At 60.9% G+C, this 25,034-nt stretch carries 22 protein-coding genes; 10 read left to right on the forward strand and 12 right to left on the reverse strand.

Annotated features, from left to right (window positions below; translation table 11 throughout):
* Position 1: 1 nt before the first annotated feature.
* From HB680_RS29410 to HB680_RS29430, 5 genes are read right to left on the reverse strand one after another with little or no spacing between them, the layout of a single operon-like run.
* A complete protein-coding gene (locus HB680_RS29410; RefSeq protein ID WP_213941820.1) occupies positions 2–1,333 on the reverse strand; it encodes an ABC transporter substrate-binding protein in 1,332 nt (443 codons plus the stop codon).
* A gap of 53 nt (positions 1,334–1,386) precedes the next feature.
* Positions 1,387–2,454: a branched-chain amino acid ABC transporter permease gene (locus HB680_RS29415; RefSeq protein ID WP_213941821.1), complete on the reverse strand. Its 1,068-nt coding sequence runs from the start codon at positions 2,452–2,454 to the stop codon at positions 1,387–1,389.
* A gap of 22 nt (positions 2,455–2,476) precedes the next feature.
* A complete protein-coding gene (locus HB680_RS29420; protein WP_213941822.1) occupies positions 2,477–3,358 on the reverse strand; it encodes a branched-chain amino acid ABC transporter permease in 882 nt (293 codons plus the stop codon).
* A 2-nt stretch (positions 3,359–3,360) separates the two neighbouring features.
* Complete coding sequence (locus tag HB680_RS29425; protein WP_213941823.1) at positions 3,361–4,161, reverse strand: ABC transporter ATP-binding protein; 801 nt, start codon at positions 4,159–4,161, stop codon at positions 3,361–3,363.
* 9 nt (positions 4,162–4,170) lie between these two features.
* A complete protein-coding gene (locus HB680_RS29430; protein WP_213941824.1) occupies positions 4,171–5,259 on the reverse strand; it encodes an AMP-binding protein in 1,089 nt (362 codons plus the stop codon).
* 283 nt (positions 5,260–5,542) lie between these two features.
* Here HB680_RS29430 and HB680_RS29435 point away from each other — a divergent pair, with 283 nt between their 5' ends.
* Both HB680_RS29435 and HB680_RS29440 read left to right on the forward strand, forming a co-directional pair.
* The gene (locus HB680_RS29435; protein ID WP_213941825.1) at positions 5,543–5,704 is read left to right on the forward strand and encodes a hypothetical protein; all 162 of its coding nucleotides are present in this window, start codon (positions 5,543–5,545) and stop codon (positions 5,702–5,704) included.
* 53 nt (positions 5,705–5,757) lie between these two features.
* The gene (locus tag HB680_RS29440) at positions 5,758–6,348 is read left to right on the forward strand and encodes an XRE family transcriptional regulator (protein WP_213941840.1); all 591 of its coding nucleotides are present in this window, start codon (positions 5,758–5,760) and stop codon (positions 6,346–6,348) included.
* A gap of 320 nt (positions 6,349–6,668) precedes the next feature.
* On the opposite strand, the gene HB680_RS29445 is transcribed toward HB680_RS29440, so the two are convergent.
* From HB680_RS29445 to HB680_RS29460, 4 genes are all read right to left on the reverse strand, one after another.
* The gene (locus HB680_RS29445; protein WP_213941826.1) at positions 6,669–7,172 is read right to left on the reverse strand and encodes a hypothetical protein; all 504 of its coding nucleotides are present in this window, start codon (positions 7,170–7,172) and stop codon (positions 6,669–6,671) included.
* Positions 7,173–7,448: 276 nt separating this feature from the next.
* On the reverse strand, positions 7,449–8,432 hold the full coding sequence (locus tag HB680_RS29450; RefSeq protein WP_213941827.1) for an ABC transporter substrate-binding protein: 984 nt from the start codon (positions 8,430–8,432) through the stop codon (positions 7,449–7,451).
* A complete protein-coding gene (locus HB680_RS29455) occupies positions 8,425–9,204 on the reverse strand; it encodes an ABC transporter ATP-binding protein (protein ID WP_213941828.1) in 780 nt (259 codons plus the stop codon). Before HB680_RS29455 ends, HB680_RS29450 begins: the two co-directional genes overlap by 8 nt.
* A gap of 1 nt (position 9,205) precedes the next feature.
* On the reverse strand, positions 9,206–10,078 hold the full coding sequence (locus HB680_RS29460) for an ABC transporter permease (protein WP_213941829.1): 873 nt from the start codon (positions 10,076–10,078) through the stop codon (positions 9,206–9,208).
* 459 nt (positions 10,079–10,537) lie between these two features.
* Between HB680_RS29460 and HB680_RS29465 the strand changes: the two genes are divergently transcribed.
* The gene (locus tag HB680_RS29465; protein ID WP_256735646.1) at positions 10,538–12,973 is read left to right on the forward strand and encodes a TonB-dependent receptor; all 2,436 of its coding nucleotides are present in this window, start codon (positions 10,538–10,540) and stop codon (positions 12,971–12,973) included.
* 28 nt (positions 12,974–13,001) lie between these two features.
* Positions 13,002–14,090: an LLM class flavin-dependent oxidoreductase gene (locus HB680_RS29470; protein WP_213941831.1), complete on the forward strand. Its 1,089-nt coding sequence runs from the start codon at positions 13,002–13,004 to the stop codon at positions 14,088–14,090.
* Between the two features lie 187 nt (positions 14,091–14,277).
* Here HB680_RS29470 and HB680_RS29475 read toward each other — a convergent pair whose 3' ends face one another.
* Complete coding sequence (locus HB680_RS29475) at positions 14,278–14,922, reverse strand: glutathione S-transferase N-terminal domain-containing protein (RefSeq protein WP_213941832.1); 645 nt, start codon at positions 14,920–14,922, stop codon at positions 14,278–14,280.
* Positions 14,923–15,018: 96 nt separating this feature from the next.
* Between HB680_RS29475 and HB680_RS29480 the strand changes: the two genes are divergently transcribed.
* Positions 15,019–15,585 carry a TetR/AcrR family transcriptional regulator gene (locus tag HB680_RS29480; RefSeq protein ID WP_213941833.1) on the forward strand — a complete coding sequence of 189 codons (567 nt, stop codon included), beginning with the start codon at positions 15,019–15,021 and terminating at the stop codon, positions 15,583–15,585.
* Positions 15,586–15,636: 51 nt separating this feature from the next.
* Positions 15,637–16,584: a Dyp-type peroxidase gene (locus HB680_RS29485; protein WP_213941834.1), complete on the forward strand. Its 948-nt coding sequence runs from the start codon at positions 15,637–15,639 to the stop codon at positions 16,582–16,584.
* A 128-nt stretch (positions 16,585–16,712) separates the two neighbouring features.
* On the opposite strand, the gene HB680_RS29490 is transcribed toward HB680_RS29485, so the two are convergent.
* Complete coding sequence (locus tag HB680_RS29490; protein ID WP_213941835.1) at positions 16,713–17,507, reverse strand: class II aldolase/adducin family protein; 795 nt, start codon at positions 17,505–17,507, stop codon at positions 16,713–16,715.
* Positions 17,508–17,626: 119 nt separating this feature from the next.
* Complete coding sequence (locus HB680_RS29495; protein ID WP_213941836.1) at positions 17,627–18,532, reverse strand: LysR family transcriptional regulator; 906 nt, start codon at positions 18,530–18,532, stop codon at positions 17,627–17,629.
* A 230-nt stretch (positions 18,533–18,762) separates the two neighbouring features.
* Here HB680_RS29495 and HB680_RS29500 point away from each other — a divergent pair, with 230 nt between their 5' ends.
* From HB680_RS29500 to HB680_RS29515, 4 genes are all read left to right on the forward strand, one after another.
* A complete protein-coding gene (locus HB680_RS29500; RefSeq protein ID WP_123508742.1) occupies positions 18,763–19,371 on the forward strand; it encodes a cysteine dioxygenase in 609 nt (202 codons plus the stop codon).
* Positions 19,368–20,951: a rhodanese-related sulfurtransferase gene (locus tag HB680_RS29505; RefSeq protein WP_213941837.1), complete on the forward strand. Its 1,584-nt coding sequence runs from the start codon at positions 19,368–19,370 to the stop codon at positions 20,949–20,951. The genes HB680_RS29500 and HB680_RS29505 overlap by 4 nt, the downstream gene beginning before the upstream one ends.
* A 241-nt stretch (positions 20,952–21,192) precedes the next feature.
* Positions 21,193–22,062, forward strand: a complete 870-nt coding sequence (locus tag HB680_RS29510) for a TauD/TfdA family dioxygenase (protein ID WP_213941838.1) — start codon at positions 21,193–21,195, stop codon at positions 22,060–22,062.
* 356 nt (positions 22,063–22,418) lie between these two features.
* Positions 22,419–24,893: a TonB-dependent receptor gene (locus HB680_RS29515; RefSeq protein ID WP_213941839.1), complete on the forward strand. Its 2,475-nt coding sequence runs from the start codon at positions 22,419–22,421 to the stop codon at positions 24,891–24,893.
* The last annotated feature ends 141 nt before the right edge of the window (positions 24,894–25,034 follow it).

Consider the following 25,034-nt stretch of genomic DNA (forward strand, 5'->3'; position numbering starts at 1 on the left):
CTTATTGCTCCTGGCTGCAATTGCGCGGGGTGATGCCTTTTTCCTTGGCGTACTGCGCGGCGGAGGCTTCGATGATCGGCCGCAACAAGGCGCGGTCAGCCTGGACCCAATCGCTGATCAGGTTCCAGCGCTGGCCGTCCCATTGCTGGAAGCGCACCGCACCGCCGCCTTCATGGTCGGCGCAAGACAGTTTCAACGGCTGTACCAGCCCCTTGGCGCCCAAGGCCTGCAAGCGTGCATCGTCGAGGTTCAAGTGTTCGAAGCCCCAGCGCACCTGCTCGCCGGTCAGGGGTTTGTTGCCGTACTTCTCCTGGGCCAGGCGCACGGCTTCGACGTTGAGAATGCCGTTTACCACGCCAAGGTTGTAGTACACGGTGCCGAAGCGTTTCGGATCGGCCAGGTTGCCCTTGCCGGCGTCTACCACGCTTTGCTTGATGCCTTGCAGCACCGGGAAATCGGTGCCCGACGGGTGCGTGGTAATCGCGATGAAACCCTTGGCCGCCGCACCGGCCGGCACCACGTCTTCTTCCGAGTTGCTCCAGATATTGCCGATGATGTGGTCCGCCGGGTAACCGACTTTTTGCGCCGACTTCAGCGCCACCGGATTCATCACGCCCCAGCCGCGCAGGATCACCCAATCCGGCTTCAGGCGGCGGATGTTCAGCCATTGCGATTGCTGCTCGTTGCCGGGGTGCGGGACTTCCAGCAGGGTCAGTTCGAAACCGGCATTTTTTGCCAGCGTCTCCAGCACGCCGTTGGTTTCCTTGCCATACGGCGAGCCGTGGTAAAGCACAGCGATTTTCTTGCCTTTGAGTTTGTCCGCGCCGCCTTCACGCTCGCCGATGTAGTTGATGATCGCCGACACTTCCGAATACGGATTGAGCTGCAACGGGAACACGTAGGGGAAAACGCTACCGTCGGTGGAGTCCGTGCGGCCGTGGTTGATGGTGATCAGCGGCAATTTGTCGGCGGTCGAGCGGTCAAGGGTCGCGTACGCGATGCCCACCGACAACGGGTTAGTGGCGGCTGCCGGCGCACCGTTCAGGCCACCCTTGAGGCGTTCGTAGCATTCGACGCCCTTCTCCACCACGTACTCGGTTTCGCATTCGCTCCAGGTCAATTTGACCCCGTTCACCCCACCCTTGGCGTTGATGTACTGCAGGTAGTCGATGAACCCGCCAAAGAAACCGGTGCCCCCGGCGGCGTACGGCCCGACCCGATAGCTCTGCAACGGGAAATACTGTTCGTTGGCAGCCTGAGCGCCGGCACTGAGCCCGGCGGTCAGTAAAGCCAGGCCGAGTGCCAGGCGATGCAGCGTTTTGCGGTGAGTCATGAAGGCAGTTCCTCGTGGGAGATCGATGGTGTTTTTGTCAGGGATGAAAGCAATCAGTAGCGCAGCGGCCAGACCCTGGCCCGTTGCCGAAAGCGCTGCCACAGTCGGGCCAGGCCTTCGGGTTCCTTGATCAGAAAGCCGATGATCAGTGCGCCGAAAAGCATCTTCTGGATGTTTTCCAACTGGCCGGAGTCGATCAGCCCCACAGGTAACAACCCGCAGACATTGGCCAGCAGAATCGGAAACAGCACGATGAACGCCGCGCCAAGGAAGTTGCCAAGCACACTGCCCAGGCCGCCGATAATGATGATGAACAACACCTGGAACGAACGGCTGAGGTCGAAGCCGTGGGGTTCCACCGTGCCCAGGTAAGCGAACGCCCACAGCGACCCGGCCACCCCGAGGTAGAAACCGCTGATGGCAAACGCCAACAACTTGGCCTTGAACAGGCGAATGCCGATCACGGCGGCGGCGGTGTCCATGTCGCGCACCGCCATCCAGTTGCGGCCCAACTCGCTGCGCACCAGGTTCTTGCCGAGCCAGAACAGCGCGACCACCACCGCCAGCGTCAGCAGGTAACGGCCCTTCGGCGAACTGAAATCCAGCCCGGCGATCAACAGCGGCGGCGAGGTGATGACCCCGGACGCGTTGTCGTTGGTAAACCAACTGAAGCGGGTCAGCACCCATTCCACGACAAACTGCGCGGCCAGGGTCGCCACCAGCAGGTAAAAACCCTTGATCCGCAGGCTCGGCAAACCGAAGAGCACCGCCACCAGCGCAGCGATCACGCCACCGAGGGCGAAGCTCACCAGCAACGGCAACCCGGGCACGCGCAATTGCAGGTTGTAGGCCGCAAACGCCCCGACCGCCATGAACGCCGCCGACCCCAGTGAGAGCTGCCCGGCATACCCGGTCAGCAGGTTCAAACCGAGCCCCGCCAGGGACAGCACCAGCAGCGGCACCAGAATCGCGCTGAACCAATAGTCATTGCCCAGCCAAGGCACCGCGACGAAGGCAAAACCCAACACCAGCCACAGGCCGAGGCGATCCTGACGCAAGCGAAAGGTGCGCCGCTCTGCCGCATAGGTGCTGTTCAGTTGACCGGCTTCTTGATAGAGCATGGAGGCATCCCTTGAAAAAATGTCAGACCCGCTCGATGGCGCGCTCGCCGAACAACCCGGCAGGTCGCACCAGCAGGAACAGCAAGGCGAGGACGTAAGGCACCCAGTTTTCAATGCCGCTGCCGATGATCGGGCCAAGGTAGATCTCGGCGATTTTTTCCGCCGCGCCGATGATCAAGCCGCCGACGATCGCGCCACCGATCGAGGAAAAACCGCCGATGATCAACACCGGCAAGGCCTTGAGCACCACCAGCGACAAGGAAAACTGCACCCCCAGACGCGCGCCCCACAGCAAACCGGCCACCAGCCCGACGAACCCCGCCACCGCCCACACCAGCGCCCAGATCCGTGGCAGGCGAATGCCCACGCCCAGGGACGCCAGCGGATCATCGGCGACCGCGCGCAAGGACAAACCGACCCGGGTTTTGTTGAACAGCAGCGACAAGGCGATCACCAGCGTCGCGGCGGTGCCGGCGGCGAACAGGTCGAATTGCGAGAGCAGCATTCCGCGGATTTCCAGCGGCTCATCGGGGATGCCCAACTCCAGGCCATGCACCTGCGCGCCCCAGAGGAACTGCGCCAGGCCTTCGATCATGTAAGACAACCCGAGCGTGGCCATGAACAGGATGATCGGCGGACGATTGACCAAGGGCCGCAGCACCATTTTTTCGATCAGCAACGCCAGCACCACCATGCTCGCCAGCGTCGCAACAAACGCCCAGAAGAATGGCAAGCCGCGTTCCAACAAACTGACGAAGGTCAGCGCGGCAAACAGCACCATCGCACCCTGGGCGAAGTTGAAGACACCGGAAGCCTTGTAGATCAGTACAAACCCGATCGCCACCAAGGCGTACATGACGCCGGCCAGCAAACCGCCAATCAGCACTTCAAAGAAAAATTCCATGCTCAGCGGGCCTCCGCGCGGGAGCGTCGTGTGCCCAGGTAGGCCGCAATCACTTCGGGATTGGCGCGCACTTGTTCGGGGGTGCCGTCGCCGATTTTGCGGCCGTAGTCGAGCACCACCACGTGGTCGGAAAGGCCCATGACCACGCCGATGTCATGTTCGATCAGCACAACGGTGGTGCCGAACTCACGATTGATGTCGCGGATGAACTGGCTCATCTCGCCCTTCTCTTGCGCATTCATGCCGGCCATGGGTTCGTCCAGCAGCAACAGCCTTGGCTCTGCGGCGAGGGCCCGGGCCAGTTCCACGCGTTTTTGCAAACCGTAGGACAGCTTGCCCACCAGCACATGGCGCCAGGGATGGATGCGCAGGAACTGGATGACTTTTTCGGCGTGGCGGCGTTGTTCGTCGTCTTCGCGGGGGGCGCGGCCCAGGCGCAGCATTTGCTCGATCCAGCTGCTGCGGCGCTTGAGATTGCGCCCGGTCAGCACGTTGTCGAGCACGCTCATGCCTTTGAACAGCGCGATGTTCTGGAAGGTCCGGGCAATCCCGCCCTCGGCGGCCTGGTGCGGACGCATGCGCCGCCGGGTCTGACCGGCATAGCTGACGCTACCGCTCTGGGCCTGGTAGACGCCATTGATCACGTTCAGCAACGAACTTTTGCCCGCACCATTGGGGCCGATCAGCGCGCAGATCTCCCCGGTTTTCACGGCGAAGCTGATGGAAGTGATGGCTTTGACACCCTTGAACGACAAGGAGATGTCATCGAGCCGCAATAAGATGGATTCAGTGGTCGCGCGCATGGTGGCTCGTCAGACGGAGTGAGGAATCAGGTGGGCCGGGACTTCGGCGGGTTCACGCGGTGTGGACGGTTCTTGCCAGTGGCCGGGGCGAATCCCCAACGCTGCGAAGAACGTCGCGCTGTCCTCGGTCAGGGCCGGACCCACCAGCAACGGCACGCGCAAACGGCTCATGCCCAGCACATCGAGCAAGGGCCGGCGGATCAGCCAATGGCCGAACCAGCGCCGCAACCCTCGCGGATCCGGGACCATCGCCCAGCGATACAGGTGGTGGCTGAGCGTCCCCGGCAATGGCAAGCGTTCCCGGGCCCACTGTTCGAGGCGCGCATAGGATTCGCGAGTGCCCAGCACTAGTGTCGGCCCGAGTTCGCGGCGGTCGGTGTCGCGGGTGGCCAGGGCTTCCGGGAAGTTCAGGCAGAACCCGGCGTTCAGCCAGGGCGCCAGCAGATAACGGGCCTGACCGCTGGCGGCGAACACTCTGGCGGCCAGCGCTTCTTCGTGGGTGGTGAGTTTTTCCCGCGCGACCAACTTGCGCGCGCCCTCCAGTAACTGGCCGTGGCTCAAGCGCTGGGGTTGGCTGTCATCCATAGGGTAAAAAACAAACGCCGTGGACGCTGATTCAGTGACGGGAGCTGGCGGCTCGGCGGTGACGTCAGCGGTCAACTCGGCATACGCGGTCAGCCCCGCATCGGCGGCATTCAGGCCACGTCCGTCGAGGTACAGCAAAATCCGGGGCGCATGATCGGCGCTGCGCACTTGCTGCACCGCGTCCAGGGTTTCGGCCAGGACAAACGCCGGTTCCAGCGTAGCCAAGAGGTGGCGGTGATCGAGGTCCGGGTCCAACAGCGTGACACTGCCACCCAGCCATTGCGCTGCCAGCGCCAGCAACAAGGCTTCGGCCCTGGCCTGGCTAATAACCAGCAAATCATCGCCGCGACTGAACCCGCGTTGCTGCAAGCCCGCGGCGAGACGACTGACGTCCTGCGCCACCTCGCTCCAGCGCAGGACCTGCCAAATACCCAACTGCTTATAACGCAGGGCAATCGCCGAACCTCGGGTGGCGGCTTGCAGCAACAAGGCCTGGGGCAGTGTCTGGGTCATGGGGCGATCTCTTCGGAGGGCTGACTGCAAACAGCCATTGCAGCCTCCATGCCACCCACTAAAGGCTTAACTATCAATCAGTTAAGCCATGCCGTCGGTTCAACCCCATGTATCGCCGGCGCACAGCCTGCCGAATCCCTGTTGCCCCACCAACACTTGCGCCCTGTCGCTGCCTCTATAAGAACCAAAATGAATTAATAAATACAAAATCAGTATTTATCGTTATAAAAATATTCGCGTACTGTCAGCTCATCCCGTCATTCATCACACAGTGAAGTGCCCCATGAATCCGACCGCCAACGTCATCGACTTCGCCAGCTACCGCAAACGCAAACAGGCTCAGCAACGGGCACGGGCCATGTGGGAAATGTACGCACGCAACGCCGGTTTGCAGGCTTATCAGTGGGTGCAAGCGGCCAAGGCTTCCGAGACGCGTCACGCGTGAACGGGCAGCAACCCTCGCGCTTTCTGGCGAGCGCCGACGAACCTGTCGTGGATTTGAATAATCTGGAATCCCTCGAAGAAGACCCGATCTGTGATCGCGTCGCGCAGAACCTGCAACGCCTGCGGGGCAAGCGGCACCTGTCGCTCGATGCCCTCGCCCGCCAGTGCGGCGTGAGCCGGGCGATGCTGGCGCAGATCGAATCCGGGCGCAGCGTGCCGTCGATCAAGGTCCTGTGCAAAATCGCCAAGGGCTTGAAAGTGTCGGTGGCCGCGTTTCTTGAACACCGCGCCTTTGAAGGCGTGGCGGTGTTGTCGGCGAGCCAGAGCAAACGCCTGGTCAGTGCCAGCGGCGCGTTTGTCAGCCGGGCGCTGTTTCCGTTCGACGTGGCACGCCAGTCGGAGTTTTACGAACTGCGCCTGAGCCCGTTGGGCGAGGACGTTTCCGAAGGCCATGGCCCCGGTGTTCAGGAGAACCTGGTGGTGTCCCAAGGCGTGCTGGAAATCAGCGTCAACGATGAACGCTACCTGCTCTCCACCGGCGATTCGATCCTGTTCTACGCCGACCAGCCCCACCGCTATCGCAACCCGGCAGACAGTGAAGCCGTCGCGTATCTGGTGGTGACCTACCCCGAACGCCTGGATTGACCGAGGCCCCCCCTGTGGGAGCGGGCTTGCTCGCGAAGGCGGCTTAACCTTCAACATATTCGTCGCCTGACACACCGCTTTTGCGAGCAAGCCCGCTCCCACAGGGGGTCGGCTATATGCGCAAATTTTGTGTACGACGGTGACCAGTTGTAGGAGCGAGGCTTGCCCGCGAAGGCGGCGTGTCAGGCAACCTCAATGGTCAATGCACCACCGCTTTCGCGAGCAAGCTTCGCTCCTACATTTGGATTTTGGGTGTTTGCGGGAATGAAAAAGCCCCCGGGGCCTTAGGGCCGCGGGGGCTTTTTTTGTACTGCCCGGGATCAGCAGGTGCAGCACATCAGCGGCATGCCGTTGCAGCTCATCATCATCGGCATGCTGCAGTCGTTCATCATTTTCATCATCAGGGTGCAGCAGTTTTTCATCATGTCCATGTTCATGCCGGCCATCGGCATGATTTTGCACATCATGCCGTCGTCCATCATCGTGCATTCCATCACGCACTTCATCGATGGCATCGGCATGCCCATCATCGGCATCGGCATCATCATGTTCATCATCGGCATGGCCATGGCCGACGGGGACATGCACATCATGCTCATGTTGCCGCAATGCATCATCATCGGCATGCCGCAGTTCATCATCATCTGCATCATTTCAGCGCTGTTCTTGAACATCGCCATGTCCATGCCAGCGGCCGGCATCATTTTGCACATCATGCCGTCGTCCATCATGTCGCACGACATGGTCGCCATCATCATCGGCATGCCCATCATCGGCATCATTGGCATGTTGGCGTTCATTGGCATTTGCATGGCGTTCATCATGGTGTTGTTCCCCGAAGGTTCGATAGTTGGACGAAGCTGATGGGGCGGATTCTAAGCATTGGCCAATGCGCGACAAGATGACGATCAAACAGCTGGAATGAATGCTCGAACGACTTAAAACGGGCGAATGGAACGGGGCTCGCTGCTCCAGCAAACATTCGGCTTTCATTGCAGACGGAATGTAAACCAGAGCGCGTTTTTACGGGTTATGGATATGCGATGGGCGCCTATATAAATAACCGAAAGAAATAATCGATCTAACAGCCAGCGAGTTTTTTATTGGGCGGAAAACACCTGCGCATCCGTGAACTTCTCCACGTCCACCCTATGGGGAAAGATCTTCTTCTCGACGAACAAATCATCGACCTGCTGCAACGCCAGCACATCCCGCGGCTCGACCGGCAACAGCGACTCATCGCCCCAACTGCGCAGCCGCTGCGAGACTTCCAGCGACACGTCGTTGGCCTTGGCAAACACCCGCGCGTATTCATCGGGGTTTTGTCGGGCCCATTCGAAAGCCTTGGCGAAACGCTGCAATACGTCACTAAGGGCCTGGCGTTTGAGCGGGTCGGTCAGCACTTCATCGGAGGCGGTGATGAAGGTCAGCCCGGTGTTAATCCCTTCGCCGCTGATCAGCACCCGGGCGCCCTGCTGCTCGGCAAATGCCTGATAGATACCGAACGTGGCCCAGGCTTCGATCTTGCCGGCGTTGAAGGCCGACAAAGCGTCAGTCGGCAGGACGAATCCGACGTTGACATCCTTCTCATCGACCCCGGCGTTGGCCAGTGCGCGAATCAACAGGTATTGGGAAATGCTGCCCCGGGCCGAAGACACCACCACATTGCGACCTTTCAGATCGGCCACGCTGTGGATGGGCGAATCCTGCGGCACCAGAATCCCGATGCCTCGGGATTGGCTACGGCGTACCGCGACGATGCGTAACGGCGTGCCACCGGTAGCGGCCGCGAGCACCGGCGTATCGCCGGCCGGCCCCAGATCGACAGCGCCGGCGCGCAAGGCTTCGAACAACGGCGCGGCGCCCTGGAAGTTGGCCCATTCGACCTTGTAGGGAATGCCCTCCAGCGCATTGGCCGCTTCGACCACCGTGCGCAGGCCCTTGGCCTGGTCGCCGAGGATCAGCGTGACGCTGGACAAGTCCGCTTTGGTTTTTGGCTCGACGGCGTCACCGCAGCCGCCAAGCAACAGTGCGGCACCTGACAGCAACAGCATCGCCGATTTCCACAGATATCGATCACGCATGGGCAAACCGCCGAAGCACAGGCTGACGTTCTGCCACCGCTGCACTTTCCACTTCGACGCCGAGCAGGCTCAGCAAGCGTGCGCGAATGGCCTGGAAGCCGTCCTGCCCGGTGTCGCGAGCGCGGGGCAAGTCGATGGTCAACTGCTCGGCAATCTTGCCGTCGGCCAACACGATGACCCGGTCGGCGAGCAGGATCGCTTCGTCCACGTCGTGGGTCACCAACAGCACCGCTGGCGTGTGTTTACGCCACAGTTCGATGATCAGCCGATGCATCTTGATTCGGGTCAAGGCATCGAGGGCGGCGAACGGTTCGTCGAGCAGCAACAGCTTGGGTTCGCGCACCAAGCCACGGGCCAATGCGACCCGCTGCGCTTCGCCGCCGGACAGGGTCGCCGGGTAGGCCTCCAGTCGATGGGCCAGCCCGACTTCAGTCAAGGCTTGCACCGCACGCTCCTTGGCATCGGGAATGTGCAGGCCGAGGATCACGTTTTTCCAGGCGCGTTTCCACGGCATCAGACGCGGCTCTTGAAACACGGCGGCCCGGGCCTTGGGCACGCGCAACTGGCCGCTGTCGATGCTGTCGAGCCCGGCCAGGCTGCGCAGCAACGTGGTTTTGCCGGAGCCGCTGGCCCCGAGCAGCGCGACAAATTCGCCCGGCGCGATGTCCAGGTCCAGGCCATCGATGACCCGTTGCTGACCGAACTGGCGCACCACGTTACGCAGTTGCACGGGGGCCGCTGATGGTGCGTCCAGAATATCGATGTTCGACATGTCAGTTCCTCACAAAAGATGGGCGCCAGGCCAGGGCGAAACGCTCCAGCGTGCGGATCAGTCCGTCGATCAACAAACCGAGGACGCTGTAAATCAACAGGCAGATAACGATCACGTCAGTGCGCATGAAGTCCCGCGCGTCACTGGCCAGGAAGCCGATGCCGGCGGTGGTGTTGATCTGCTCGACAAACACCAGGGCCAGCCAGGAAATCCCCAGGGAATAACGCAAGCCGACAAAGAACGAAGGCAAGGAGCCCGGCAGGATCACGTGCCAGATCAGTTCGCGACGATTCAGGCCCAGGGTGTTGGCGGCCTCGATCAGTTTCGGGTCGATGTTGCGAATACCGGAGAACAGATTGAGGTACACCGGGAAGGTGGTGCCGGTGACGATCAGCGCGATCTTGGTGAATTCGCCGATGCCGAACCAGAGGATGAACAGCGGCACCAGCGCCAGGGAAGGAATGGTGCGCAGCATCTGCATCGGTGAATCGAGGATCACTTCGCCGCGCTTCGACAAGCCGGTAATCAGCGCCGCGACCACGCCAACGCTGACCCCGATGCTCAAACCCAGCAACGCCCGTTGAAGGGACACCAGCAAATGCTTGCCCAGTTCGCCGGAGACAATCATCGCCCACAGCGTGCCGCCAATCTGCGACGGTGCGGCAATGACCCGTTGCGGGATCAAGCCGAACTGTGACGCCAGTTCCCACAACAGCAGCAGCGCGATCGGGCTGAGCAGGCGCAGGAAGACTTCGGGGGTTCGCCAATTGCTTAGCCAGTTGGGGATCAGCCGCGACGCACGTGGGCTATCAATCGCCTTGCTGACGGAAAATGAGCTACTGGCGCTCGGTGTATCGAAGGTCTTTTCGGTCATCAGGCTTCCTTCCTCTTCAAGAACATGGCTTCGGATTCATGCTATTCGCATAAAAAACGCCAGTGAAATTCTTTTTGGGAATAACCTAATATGATTAAAAATCAGATAGAAGATAATCCAGATAAATTATTTGCATAATTAAAGCGCGCGGGCCGCGCCCGTCGCGGCGTGTACTCCGGACACGGATTAAAATGCGGATTTCTGATATCTACAATTTCTTATGATTCATTAAATTAATAATTAACTTAGAACAAAACGGCATTTCACAGCTCAGCCCCGCTGCGCCTACTTTCGACGCCACAGACCGACCCCCATGCCAGGTGGAGGCTTGATTCACGCCTTTTTCATTACCTGACAACGAGAGTCGCATCCATGTCTGCAGTACCCCGCTCCTTGGCTGATCCGGCAAAACCCACGCGTCATCGTTCACCCTTTATCGTCAGCCTGGCCGCGTGCAGCATGGTCTTCGGCAGTTCGGCCTTGAAGGCCGAAGAAATCGAGCGCACCGAGGACAAGGACACGCGACTGGAGAAGGTCACGGTCATCTCAACCGGCGTTCGGGGCACCCAACGGACAGTGGCCGAAAGCCCGGCGCCGATCGACATCGTCACGGGCGAGCAATTGCTGAAAACCGGTCGCGCCGACCTCACTGAAGCCATCGCCAAGCTGCTGCCATCGTTCAACTACGGCACCAACATCGCCGGCTACAACTCGACCATCCGCCCTCTGTCCAACCGCAGTCTGGCGCCGGCCTATACGTTGGTGCTGGTCAACGGCAAGCGCCGGCACAATAGCGCCCTGCCCGCCAACGGCTCGACCGACAGCAGCGGTGCCAACTCCGTCGATATCGACATGATCCCGATCAGCGCGGTGGAGCGCATCGAGGTGCTCAAGGACAGCGCCGCCGCTCAATACGGTTCGGATGCGATTGCCGGGGTGATAAACGTCATCCTCAAATCCAGTGCCCAGGGCGGCCATCTGGGCCTGACGTACGGCAAGCTCTACAGCGGCGAAGGTGAAGTCAGCAAGTTCGAGGGCGATACCGGGTTTGCGCTGGGCGATGGCGGTTTCCTGCACCTGTCCGGCGATGCGCGCAAACGCGGCGATGCCAGTTGGAACGAAAAAGCCACGAACAAAGCGTACTTTCCCGGCGACCCTCGGGAGGCCACCTGGGACAGGGTCGGGGTCAAAAACGGAGACCCGCAGATCAAGGCGTTCAACCTGGGCTACAACGCCGAACTGCCCCTGGATGAGCAAACCAAACTCTACTCCTACGCCACCTACGGCCAACGCAAGGCGATCATCAACAACTACTTCCGCTACCCCAACGGCAACGCCAACATCCCGGAGCTGTTCCCCGACGGCTACTACCCGCTCAACAACCTGGACGACAAGGACTACCAGTTCCTGTTCGGCGGCAAAGGGCTCGTCGCGGGTTGGGACTGGGACCTGAGCACCACCTACGGGCGCAACACCAACCATCAGTACAGCGACCTGACGATCAACCCGTCGCTGGGGCCGGCGTCGCCGACCTCCTTCGATGACCTGGCCACCTATCGCTTCGATCAGTGGGTCAACAACCTGGACATCACCCGCGCCTTCGACGGGGTGTTCGGGTTTCCGCTGCAAGTGTCCGCCGGCCTCGAACATCGTTGGGAGCGTTTCAGCACGTTTGCCGGCGACACCCAGGCGTATACCGTCGGCGGCTATCGCTTCCCGGCGACATTGCCCAACGGTCAGCGCAACCCGCTGGCCGGGCAATTGGCCGCGATTGCCGCACAGGCCGCCGCGACCATCGCGCCGCAGGATGAAACCAGCATCAAACGCAACAATTACGCGGCTTACATTGACTTCGGCATCACGCCGATCGAGCGTTTGTTCATTGACGTGGCGGCCCGGGCGGAGCACTTCGATGACGACTCGGGGAACACCGTCAGTGCCAAAGTCAACTCGCGCTATGAACTCACCGAAACCGTGGCCGTGCGCGGTACGGTCGGCAGCGGATTCCGCGCGCCGTCCCTGACCCAGATTGGCTACAGCATCACCGACAACCGCGTGGGCGCGGCGCCGGACGGCACTATCGTTCCGGCGGTGACGCGCATTGCCCCGGTGGGCTCGCCATTGGCCAAAGCCTTGGGCGCGAGCAGCCTGGACCCGGAAAAATCCCGCAACTTCGGTCTCGGCGTGACCTGGCAACCGGCCAAGCGCACCAGCCTGACCGTCGACGCCTACTGGATCGAAATCTCGGACCGCATCGCCCGCACCGAAAGCCTCTACGGTCCGGCCCTGACGCCGACCCTGACTGGCCTCGGCATCGACCCCAGCACCTGGACGTCGTACTACGCCAATGCCTTCGACACCCGCACTCGCGGGGTCGATGTGGTGGCCGATCACTTCACCGATATCGGTGCCTGGGGCGAGGTGCGCTGGAACGCCGCGTTCAACTACAACGACACCGTGATCACCGACCTCAAGCAACCGCCCGCCGCGTTGCAAGGTCTGGGCAGCAATCCCGGCGGCAGCCTGACCTGGATCGGCCGCGCGCGTCAGGGCGACCTCACCGACGCCCAGCCGCGAACCAAATGGATTCTGGGTGCCAACTGGAAGCTCGCCGACCTGGCGATCAACCTGCAAACCACGCGCTACGGCAAGGTCAAGACCCTGCAACAACTGGAGAGCGGTGACCGCAGCTTCGGCGCGAAATGGATCACCGATCTGGATATCTCTTACACCCTGTTCGACAACATCACCGTGAGCCTGGGCGGCACCAACATTTTCGACGTGCGCCCGGACAAACACGCGGTGCCCTCCGCCGTCGGCCTGAACCTCTACGGCAACCCACCGTTCTATCCCGGCGGCGGCTTCTGGTACAGCAAGCTGGCGTATGACTTCTGATCCCCCTCCCAACGACAAGGAACTCAGCATGAGCATCGAATTTATCGGCTACATCGGCGGCCACCACTCCTCGGAGATCCACCCGCGCAGCGGCCCGGTGTTGCAACCCGACTACGTGGAAACCGTCGCCCGCGCCCATGACGAGGCCGGTTTCGACCGCGCCCTGGTGGCGTTCCACTCCAACAGCCCGGACAGCACGCTGATTGCCTCTCACGCCGCCAGCGTGACGAAAAACCTGAAATTCCTGATCGCCCATCGCCCGGGTTTTGCTGCACCGACCCTGGCCGCGCGGCAGTTCAATACCCTGGATGTGTTCAATGGCGGACGTACCGCCGTGCACATCATTACCGGCGGCGATGACCGTGAACTGCGGGCCGATGGCAGTTACATCGGCAAGGATGAGCGCTACGCCCGCACCGATGAATACCTCGACGTGTTGCGCCAGGAATGGACCCGCGAAAAGCCCTTCGACTATCAGGGCAAGTACTACCAGGTCGAGGGCGCGCACTCGGCCGTGAAGTCGCCGCAGCAGCCGCACATCCCGCTGTATTTCGGCGGTTCGTCGGCGGCGGCCATCGCGGTGGCCGGCAAGCATGCGGACGTATATGCGCTGTGGGGTGAAACCTACGAGCAGGTGCGCGAAGTGGTGAACCAGGTGCGCGCCGAGGCGGCCAAGCATGGGCGCAGCATTCGCTTCAGCCTGTCGTTGCGCCCGATTCTGGCGGACACCGAAGCGCAAGCCTGGGAACGCGCCGAACGCATCCTGGAACAGGCTACGGCTTTGGCGGAACAGAATGGCTTTGTGCGCCGCGAACCGCCGAACGAAGGCTCCCGGCGTTTGTTGGCGGCTGCGGCCCAGGGCTCGCGTCTGGACAAGCGTCTGTGGACCGGGATTGCCGGCCTGCTTGGCGCGCAAGGCAATTCGACCTCGCTGGTCGGCACACCGGAACAAGTGGCCGAAGCGCTGCTCGACTATTACGACCTGGGCATCACCACGTTCCTGATTCGCGGTTTCGATCCGCTTAACGATGCCATCGACTATGGCAAGCGTCTGATCCCGCTGGTTCGTCAATTGGTGGCCGAGCGGGAACGGCAAGCGGCGGAAAAAGTGGCGTGATTGCAGCGCCTACAAAAAAGGGGCTTACCTTGCGGTAAGCCCCCATCCGTAACGCAATCTGTAACTGCTGGCGAAGCCTGCGTTCGGCGGCGAAGCAGTCGTGAATCAGGCAGCGTGGTGTTTCAGGTAGACCACGTGTGCAGGGTTTACGACGGCTTCGCGTTGCTCGTCAGTTGCTACATCGGGATCAAGCCGGATTTTTCACACTCGGCCGTTCACTGACTTTGGCATTCCACGCCACCAACGCCGTGCATTCCTGCGGAATCGCAATCTGCGCAAAACCGGCGAAGATCAATCCCGCCCACACCGTGATGTCCGCCATCGAGAACTGATCGCCCGCCACGTAGGGCTGGGTTTTCAGGACTTCGTCGAAGTACTTCATGCCATTGATAGCTTTGTCGCGATGCATCTCGCCCCATACCGCGCGGTCGCTCCACTCGGGCTTCTTGTACGGCTTGAGTTGCGCGCCGAGGCCGTCGGTGGCGTGGTGGAAATAGATGCCGATGGCATCGATCAACTGGTCATCGGCACGTTTCTGCATCATGTGAATCAACCCTTTCTCCTTCGGCGTGGTACCGGTGAGCGTGGGGTTGCCTTCGAGATTATCGAGGTATTCGGTGATCGCGGTGCACTCGGACAGATAAGTGCCGTCATCCAACTGCAACACCGGCACCGTGCCGGTTGGATTGATCGCCAGGAACGCGCTCTGCTTGTGCTCGGCGGCGGGCAGATCGACCTTGATGAACTCGATTCTGGACGCCAACGCCTTCTCGGCGATGACCACACGAATGCGTAACGGGCTAGGAAAACCGGGGATGTCGTAAATCTTCACGTGAACTCCGTTGCTATCTATCTATCGGGAGGTAGACAATGCGGGCAGCGATCGATTCGGTCAACAGATATCTATCAGTAGGTAGGCAAATAGATTATGACGGCACCAGATACCAAACAGACCATTCTCGACGCCGCCCGCCGGGTTGTGCAGGCGCGCGGCTACAACGCGTTGAGTTTTCGTGAATTGGCCAAGGAAGTCGGGATCAAGAGCGCCAGCATCCACTACCACTTCCCCACCAAGGGCGATTTGGGGGCGGCGCTGGCCAAGCGTTACACCGAAGACACCACGGGTTATCTGGAGCAATTGCTGACGGAATCCCGCGACCCCGCCGCGATGATGGACGCCTACACCGCAGCCTTCCGCGCAGCGTTGGAGAACGACAATCGCATGTGCCTGTGCGGAATTCTCGCGGCCGAACATCATGATCTTCCGGCCGAAGTGCGGGTCGAGGTGGACGGGTTCACCGATGCGAATGTGCTGTGGCTGGGTAAGGTACTGGCGCTGAAACAACCCGACACTCAACCAGAGGCGCTTGAACGTCAGGCGCTGTCGGTGTTTGCCGCCATTCAAGGGGCGCAATTGGTATCCCGTGGGCGCAATGACATTGCGGTCTATGACCAAATGATCGAGTCCTATCGAGTGGCGGGCCTGATTCCCTGAAGGCGGAATCTGCTACTGTCTTGGCACATTTATCGATGACGATCTACGCCCATGACCCACCCAACGCCTGATCCTCAAGCCGTCTGCGCCCCGATCACCAAGAGCGCGATTTTCATCGTGGCCACCCTGGCGCCCGGCAGCGATGCCGCTGAAAAAGTCCGGAGCTGGTGCGGCGACATTGCCGCCCTCACCCGCTCCGTCGGCAAACGCGTGCCGACCGGTTACTTGTCCTGCGTTTGCGGCTTTGGTTCCAGTGCCTGGGACACGCTCTTCGGTCAGCCGCGCCCTGCGTCGCTGCACCCATTTCGCGAGTTCGGTGACGAGGGACGTCGCGCGCCAGCGACGCCGGGGGACATCCTGCTGCACATTCGTGCGGACCAGATGGACCTGTGTTTCGAACTGGCGACGCAGCTGCTCTCGGCGCTGGGCGATGCGGTGTCAGTGGTCGATGAAGTCCAGGGTTTCCGCTATTTCGACATGCGCAGCATCATCGGTTTTGTCGACGGCACGGAAAATCCGGATGATCGGCACATGGCCAAATTCACGCTTATTGGCGATGAAGATCCGGCGTTTGCCAGCGGCAGCTACGTGCTGGTGCAGAAATACCTGCACAAGATGGACGCGTGGAATGGGCTGTCCGTCGAGGCGCAGGAGCGCGTGATCGGGCGGACCAAACTGTCCGATATCGAACTGGGCGATGCGGTCAAACCAACCAATTCCCACAGCGCCTTGACGACCATCACCAAGGACGGCCAGGAAGTGAAAATCCTGCGCGACAACATGCCCTTCGGCCGCCCGGGCGCCGGCGAATTCGGCACGTATTTCATCGGCTATGCCCGCTCGCCGGAGCCGATTGAGCTGATGTTGGAGAACATGTTTGTCGGCCGGCCGGCGGGCAACTACGACCGCTTGCTGGATTTCAGCACGGCGGTCACCGGCGGGTTGTTCTTCGTGCCTTCGGCGGATTTGCTGGAAGAGCTGGTGGATCGCGAGGCGTAGACGGTCACCTGTGGGAGCGGGCTTGCTCGCGAAGACGGTGTGTCAGCCAACATTTATATCGACTGACACGACGCTTTCGCGAGCAAGCCCGCTCCCACAGGGGTGAGGTGTTGAACCCAAGTTTCGCGTCATTCCTTGTAAGCGGTATCAGTCCGTTCCAGTTGGCGAATAAGCGCATTCCAATGCCGCGCCACGCCCGGCCCATCACCACTCTTGAACGCCTCCGCCTGTTTCTCGACCTTGGCCACCACCTCAGCCGGAGGGAACACCAGTTCAGCATTGCCACCGGCCTGGGCGGCGATCTGAATATTGCAGGCCCGCTCCAGACCATGCAGCTGCTGGAACGCGTGTTCAACGCTGACACCCGCCGTCAGCAAACCGTGGTTGCGCAGGATCAACACACTTTTATCCCCCAAGTCCGCCACCAGTCGTTCGCGCTCGTCCAGGTCCAGGGCGATGCCTTCGTAACCGTGATAGGCCACACGCCCGGAAAAACCGATGGAATGCTGGGAAATCGGCAGCAACCCGTCGCGCTGGGCCGAGACCGCGATACCGTCACGGGTGTGAGTGTGCAACACCGCTTGCAGGTCCGGACGCGCGCCGTGGATGGCGCTGTGGATCACGTACCCGGCGTAGTTGATGCCCAGGCCGGTCGGGTCGTCGACGAGGGTGCCGTCGAGGTCGACCTTGACCAGGTTGGAGGCGCTGATTTCATCGAACAGCAGCCCGAAGGCATTGATCAGGAAATGCTCCTCGGGCCCCGGCACCCGCGCGGAAAAGTGCGTGTAGATGTGATCGGTCCACTTGAACAACGCCGCCAACCGATAGGCCGCGGCCAGTTTGACCCGCACTTCCCATTCTTCGGGCGTGACGCGCTGGCGAACATTTTTCGAGACACTGGACAACGGGCTGACGCTGCTCATGGCAAAACTTCCTGGATGGCCTTAAGAATTGCCGCCAGCCTATGGGAAGGCAAAAAATAATAAAAAGCACATTTTAATCTAAGCTAATTATCATTTTTTTTTATGTCTTGAGTCTGCCGTCATGCCGCGCTCTTGATCTTCTGCAATGACCCGGCGACCAGTTTTCCAAAAGCATCCACCGGCCCTTGCAGGTTGCCGAGGAAGTGCGGGTAGATCAGCCACAGGTCCATCACCGGTTTGAAATCCTTGAGCGGCACCACCGCCAGTTGGTCGACATGCGCACTGCGTTCCAGCAGCGGACGCGGCACCAGACCAAGGCCCAGGCCATCGGCGACCAGGCCCAATTGCAACTCGGTGCCGAAAGTTTCCAGGTTGACCCGCAGCGCCAGCCCCTGATCTGACAATGTCCGCTGCAACCCGGCGCGGAAGCCACAGCCGTCGGGGTTGAGAATCCAGCCACTCTGGTAAACATCGGCCAGTTTGCACGGGCGTTTGGGCACTTGGGCCTTGGCGCAGACCACCACCAGTTCCATTTTGCCGATGGACTCGCCGACGATGTTGTCCGGGAAAATCTTGCCCGCCGGGAACAACGCCGCTGCGGCGTCCAGTTCACCGCGTTCGATCTTGCCCACCAATTGACTGCCCCATCCCGTCGCCACTTGGGCGCGCAGCTCCGGGTATTCGACGCGCAGGTGCTTGAGCGCATCAAGCAGCACCACGTCGCCGATGGTTTGCGGCACGCCCAGGCGCAGCAGCCCGGTGGGCGGTGCATCCGTCGCCACCAGTTCACGCAAGGCGTCCATTTCCCGCAGGATCAAACGGCACTGTTCATACACCCGCGTTCCGATCAAAGTAGGCTTGAGCGGTTTGGTGTTGCGGTCGAACAATTCCACGCCCAACGCTTGCTCGAAGTTCTGCACCCGCCGGGTAATCGCGGGTTGAGTCAGTTGCAACGACTCGGCGGCATGGCTGATGGACTGGCAACGGATCACTTCGACGAAGGCATCGATATCATCAATTTTCATTTGGGCCGCACATAGAGAACAGTCAATAAGATGTCTGAAAAGCATAGTTCCATTGATGGCATCTGGATAGCCCGAAGCGCACACGCGCCTCTATCGATAACGTCTAACGCTATTCAGATGGGTTCTAAATTCCTTTCAGCTATAACCTAATCATTAAAAAATAGCATATTAAACACGATCATTATGCTTAGATATTTGGAACAACCTTCGGAACCAACGATGGAATCGCCATGACCCAGGCCCGACACCCGGAGAGACTCAGAGCATTCATAGGCGCCCTGGCGGAACTGATCGACAGCAACCCGCGCGAGGGCGACCTGTTGCATCGCGGCGGCAAGCTGCTCGGTCAACTGGTCAGCCATGACGACTGGCTGCCGGAAGACTTTGCCCGCCCCGACCCGGAGCGCTATCAGCAATTTCTGCTGCACGCCGATTCGCGGCAGCGCTTCAGTGTGGTCAGTTTTGTCTGGGGGCCGGGGCAACGCACGCCGATCCACGATCACCGGGTCTGGGGCCTGATCGGCATGTTGCGTGGCGCGGAGTATTCCCAGGGTTTCGCCCGTCACACCGACGGCACACTGGTGCCCGAGGGCAACCGGATTCAGTTGCAACCCGGCCAGGTCGAGGCCGTGTCGCCGAAGATTGGCGACATCCATCAAGTCAGCAACGCGTTTGACGATCAGGTGTCCATCAGCATTCATGTGTATGGCGCCAACATCGGCGCCGTGCGCCGCGCGGTGTATCAGCCTGACGGCAGCGAGAAACTGTTTATCTCCGGTTATTCCAACGCCTTTCTCCCCAACATCTGGGATCTGTCCAAAGAGAGCCAAGCCTTATGAGCAACGTACTGACCCGCACCTTCGCTGACATTCGAAAGGCCCTGCTGAAAAAGGAAGAACTGGCCCTCGTGGATGTGCGTGAAGAAGCGCCCTTCGCTGAGGCGCATCCGTTGTTCGCGGCCAATATTCCCTTGTCCAAACTGGAGCTGGAGGTGTACTCGCGGATTCCACGGCTCGATACCGCCGTGACGGTCTACGACAACGGCGAAGGCCTGGCGCAGATCGCGGCTCAGCGGCTGCAAGGTTTGGGTTACGTCAACGTCGGCCTGCTGGAAGGTGGCCTGGACGGTTGGCGCCGCGCCGGTGGCGAGCTGTTTATCGACGTCAACGTGCCGAGCAAAGCCTTTGGCGAACTGGTGGAAAGTCAGCGTCATACGCCGTCCCTGGCGGCGGAAGAAGTTCAGGCGCTGCTCGACGGCGAAGCCGATGTGGTGGTGCTCGACGCCCGGCGTTTCGACGAATACCAGACCATGAGCATTCCCACCGGCATCAGCGTGCCGGGTGCGGAATTGGTACTGCGCGCCCGGGAACTGGCGCCGGACCCGGCCACGCGGATCATCGTCAACTGCGCCGGGCGCACCCGCAGCATCATCGGCACTCAGTCACTGATCAACTCCGGCATTCCGAACCCCGTGTCTGCCTTGCGCAATGGCACCATCGGCTGGACCCTCGCCGGTCAACAGCTGCAACACGGCCAGTCGCGTCGGTTTGCACCGACCAGCGAAGAACACCGCCACATCGCCGCCCAAGATGCCCGTCGGGTGGCCGACAAAGCCCTGGTCGGTCGCGCCAGCCTCGCCGATCTTCAGCGCTGGCAGCAGGAGTCGACCCGCAGCACGTATCTGTTCGACGTGCGCACGCCGGAAGAATTCGAAGCTGGGCACCTGCCTGCTGCGCGCTCGACCCCCGGCGGTCAACTGGTGCAGGAAACCGATCACTTCGCCAGCGTGCGCGGTGCGCGTCTGGTGCTGGTGGATGACGACGGCGTGCGCGCCAACATGTCGGCGTCCTGGCTGTCGCAGCTGGGTTGGGAGGTGCATGTGCTGGACGATGCGCAGCCTGCGCATTTCAGCGAAAAAGGGGCCTGGCAGGCGCCGGTCCCCGCGCCGCGACAGGCCGAAGAGATCAGCCCCGACACCCTGGCCGAATGGCTGACCCATGGCGACAGCGTGGTGCTGGATTTCACCAGCAGCGCCAACTACGTCAAGCGTCACATCCCCGGTGCGTGGTGGGCGCTGCGCGGTCAATTGCGCGAAGCCCTGGCCAATGTGCCTGAAGCAGAACGTTACGTACTGACCTGCGGCAGCAGCCAATTGGCGCGGTTGGCCGTCGCCGATGTCGAGGCTTTGACCGGCAAACCGGTGTTTCTGCTCAAGGGCGGCACGGCCAGTTGGGTCGCCGCGCAACTGCCGCTGGAAGATGGCGAAAGTCATCTGGCCTCGCCGCGCATTGACCGCTATCGCCGCCCTTATGAAGGCACCGACAGCCCGCGCGAAGCGATGCAAGCCTATCTGGATTGGGAATATGGTCTGGTCGCGCAACTGGCCCGCGACGCCACCCATGGTTTTTTTGTGATCTAACAAAAACCCGTTGTAGCAGCTGCCGAGCAGCGCGAGGCTGCGTTCGGCGGCGAAGTAGTCGCAAACCCTGTGCACGCGGTTTATCTGAAACACTGCGTCGCCTGATTTCACGACGGCTTCGCCGCCGAACGCAGCCTCGCGCTGCTCGGCAGCTGCTACAAAAGCCACCACGCACAAATCCAACAAACATCCGACCCCTCTCCAGGCGGAGGCTGAACCCACAACCGAGAGGAGTTACACCATGTCCGCTGTCTTGCACCACACCGACTTACAGCCTCAACCGACCTTGCACGTCACCCGCCTGGAACCAACCATCGGCGCCGAAATCTCCGGCATCGACTTGAGCCAGCCACTGACACCCGCACTGCGTGATGAACTGCGCCAGTTGCTGCTCGAACACAAAGTCATTTTCTTCCGCGACCAGGTGATCAGCACCGAACAGCAGATCGCCTTTGCTCGTGAATTCGGTGAGTTGTACGTTCACCCGACCACCCAGCAAAACGACCCGACACAACCGCAAGCGCACCTGATTCAAGCCCAGGACGAACGCAAACTCTACGGCCCAAGAATCAGCGGCCGTTGGCACACCGACACCAGTTGGCTGTTGCGCCCGACTCTGGGCGCGATATTGCGTGCAGTGGATTTGCCACCGGTGGGCGGCGATACCTTGTGGGCCGACACCGGCGCGGTGTATCGCGCCTTGCCCGATGAGCTGCGCGCAGAAATCGACGATGTATATGTGGTTCACGACTTCAAAAAAGCGTTGGACAAGGTCGGCTACGACTACCCGATCCTGGCGCATCCGCTGGTGCGCACCCACCCGGAAACCGGTGAGGACGGTCTGTTCATCAACTTCTCGCAGAACCCTTCGGTCATCGGCTGGACGCCGGAAAAGAGCAAGCAACTGATCGACCGCCTGCTGCTGGAATTCAACAAGCCTGAACATCAGGTGCGCTTCAAATGGCGTGAAAACTCCGTGGCGTTCTGGGACAACCGCTCGACGCTGCACTACCCGGTCTACAACTACGGCGATTATCCGCGCCGCATGGAACGGGTGCTCATCGCTTATGACGACATTCCCCATCGGGTAAAACGCGCCAACGCGGCCTGACCCCACCCCCAAGAAAAGACCCGGCAACCCAATGCCGATCAATTAGCCGTCACACGACCCGTAGCAGCTGCCGAGCCTGCGAGGCTGCGTTCGGCTCGTGTAGCAGCTGCCGAGGTACGAGGCTGCGTTCGGCTGCGCAGCAGTCGTGAAACCTGAGTACGCGGTTTATCTGAAACACCGCATCGCCTGATTTCACGACTGCTTCGCAGCCGAACGCAGCCTCGTACCTCGGCAGCTGCTACACGAGTCGAACGCAGCCTCGTACCTCGGCAGCTGCTACGGGAGCCTGTCTGGCGGGCGATTTTTAGCTGATCGGTATTTTTGCCTGTGCGTGCAATCTTTCAGGAATTCGCGTCATGACCTCATCCAGCACCCGAGTGAAATACGATTATTACGCGGCCGCAGCCCTGAGCCTGCTGACGGCGAGTATTCAGGTCCACGCCGAAACCAGCGAGCCGGACAAGACCCTGAGCACCGTGGTGGTGACCGGCAACCGCGGCAATCAACCGCGCACCATCACCGACAGCCCCTCGCCGATCGATGTGATCAGCGCCGAGCAGTTGCAAGCCAGCGGCAAGGTCGGCCTCAAGGAACTGCTCGCCCGCCTGCTGCCCTCCTTCAACCTGCCGGCGATCAATGGCGGCGGGACGTCCTGGTCGGTGCGCGGCGTGACCATGCGCGGTCTGTCCGGGGATCAGGTGTTGGTGCTGGTCAACGGCAAACGGCGGCACAATACTGCGCTGATCAACAACCTGGCGCGTATTGGTACGGCGGCGGTGCCCGTCAACCTCGACCTGATTCCAGTCTCGGCCATCGATCATATCGAAGTGCTGCGCGACGGCGCCTCGGCGCAATATGGCTCGGACGCCATCGCCGGGGTGATCAACATCATCCTCAAGGAAAACGACAGCGGTGGCAGCGCCGAAACCTCCTTCGGGCGCTACGGCAGCGGCGACGGCGACACCGTGCACCAGACCGTCAACTACGGACTCGCGCTGCCCAATGACGGCTTCGCCAACCTGGCGCTGGACAGCAAGGAACAGGAGCCCTTTGACCGCACCGGCAGCGCCACGGGCAATCTTTACTCACTGCCCGGTTTCCCCGACAGCCGCGACCAGACCGTCAATCGCCACGGCTGGAACCCCAGTTACGGACTGGGCCGGGAGAAAGTCACCAATGCCAGCTACAACCTTGAGCTGCCAATCCAGGATGATCTGAAGTTCTACTCGTTCTCCACCGCCAGCTACATGGAAACCACCAAAGTCACCGGCAACTATCGCCCCAACGACATCACGTCCCTGGCCGGTGATCCGAACACGCCCTACCCCGACGGTATTCATGCGCAACGGCGCAACCGCACCATCGACTTTCAAGTGGCGGGCGGCTTCAAGGGCGAAGTCGGCGGCTGGAACTACGACGCCAGTTCGACTTGGGGCGAAGACGACTCGACCCTCAATGCCAACAACACCCTCAATCCGTCGCTGGGGCCGACCAGTCCGACCTCGTTCAACCTGGCCTCGCAGATTTTCGATCAGTGGACCAACAACCTCGACTTCAGCCGCGGCTTCGACATTGGCTTGAAAAATCCGCTGCAAACTTCTTTCGGCTTCGAATACCGCTGGGAGAAATACCAGATCGAGCCCGGCGATTTTGCATCCTATACGCCGGGTGACTATGTGATCCCCAGCGGACCGTTTGCCGGCCGCACGCCGCTGCCCGGCCTCGCCTCCTACAACGGCACCAGCACCGCCGACGCCGGGGAAATCAGTCGCAGCAATATCGCCAGTTACGTCGATCTGGGCCTGGACGTGACGGATAAATGGTACGTCGGCACGGCGGCGCGTTATGAGCATTACACCCAGGACATTGGCAGCACCTGGAGCGGCAAGTTTTCGACTCGCTACAAAATCACCGATGCCTTCGCTGTGCGCGGTACGGTCAACAACGGTTTCCGCGCACCGTCCCTGGCGCAGACGATTTATGCCTCGTCCACGTTTACCTCGGGCGGCGTGGTCAATGGCGAGCAGGTCTCGGTGCCGGTCAAGGTGTTGCCGGTGGACACGCCTGAGGCACAGGCCTTGGGCGCCGAAAAGCTCAAGCCGGAAAAATCCCTGAACTACAGCCTCGGCTTCACCTACGACCCCACGGCCAACTACCGGTTGACCACCGACCTGTATCAGATCGGCATCCGCGATCGCATCGTGTCCACCAGCCTGTTGGGCGGCCCGGCGGTTTCGCAGATTCTGGTCGCCAACGGCTTGTCGCCGGGCCTGTTTGCCCAGTACTACACCAACGCGGTCGACACCCGGACGCGCGGCATCGACATCATCAACGAGTACCGCCAGCAACTGGATGAGTACGGCCAGGTGCGCTGGAGCGCCGCCTACAACTGGAACCAGACCAAGATCGAAAAGCTCCAGGACAACCCGGCCAAACTCACCAGCCTGGGTTCGAATTACCAACTGTTCGACCGGCGCCTGCAAAAGGACCTGACCGTCGCCACGCCGCAATCGAAACTGATCCTGGCCGCTAACTGGAAAGTCACCGCCTACAACCTGAACCTGGCGCTGACCCGCTTCGGCAGTTACACCGAGGGCGACAACAACCCGGTCAACGACCGTAAATTCAGCGCCAAATGGATCACCGACCTGGACGCGGCCTACGACCTGACCAAACACCTGACCGTGGCGCTGGGCGCGAATAATCTGTTCAACGTCTACCCGGACAAAAACGGCATCAAGGACTGGGCCGGCGGCTACAAATACGGACAGTTTTCACCGTTCGGATTTGGCGGGGCGTATTACTACACACGGCTGGCCTACAACTTCTGACGGTTGGACGAAATCCTGTGGGCGAGCTTGCTCGCGATGGCGTCTGATCAGTCAATGATGATGTTGCCTGACATATTGCTATCGCGAGCAGGCTCGCTCCCATAGGGGGGTGTGCTGTGCGCGCAAATTTTGTGCTCGGCG

This window comes from Pseudomonas sp. dw_612 (assembly GCF_018449725.1).
In the GTDB taxonomy this organism is placed as follows: domain Bacteria; phylum Pseudomonadota; class Gammaproteobacteria; order Pseudomonadales; family Pseudomonadaceae; genus Aquipseudomonas.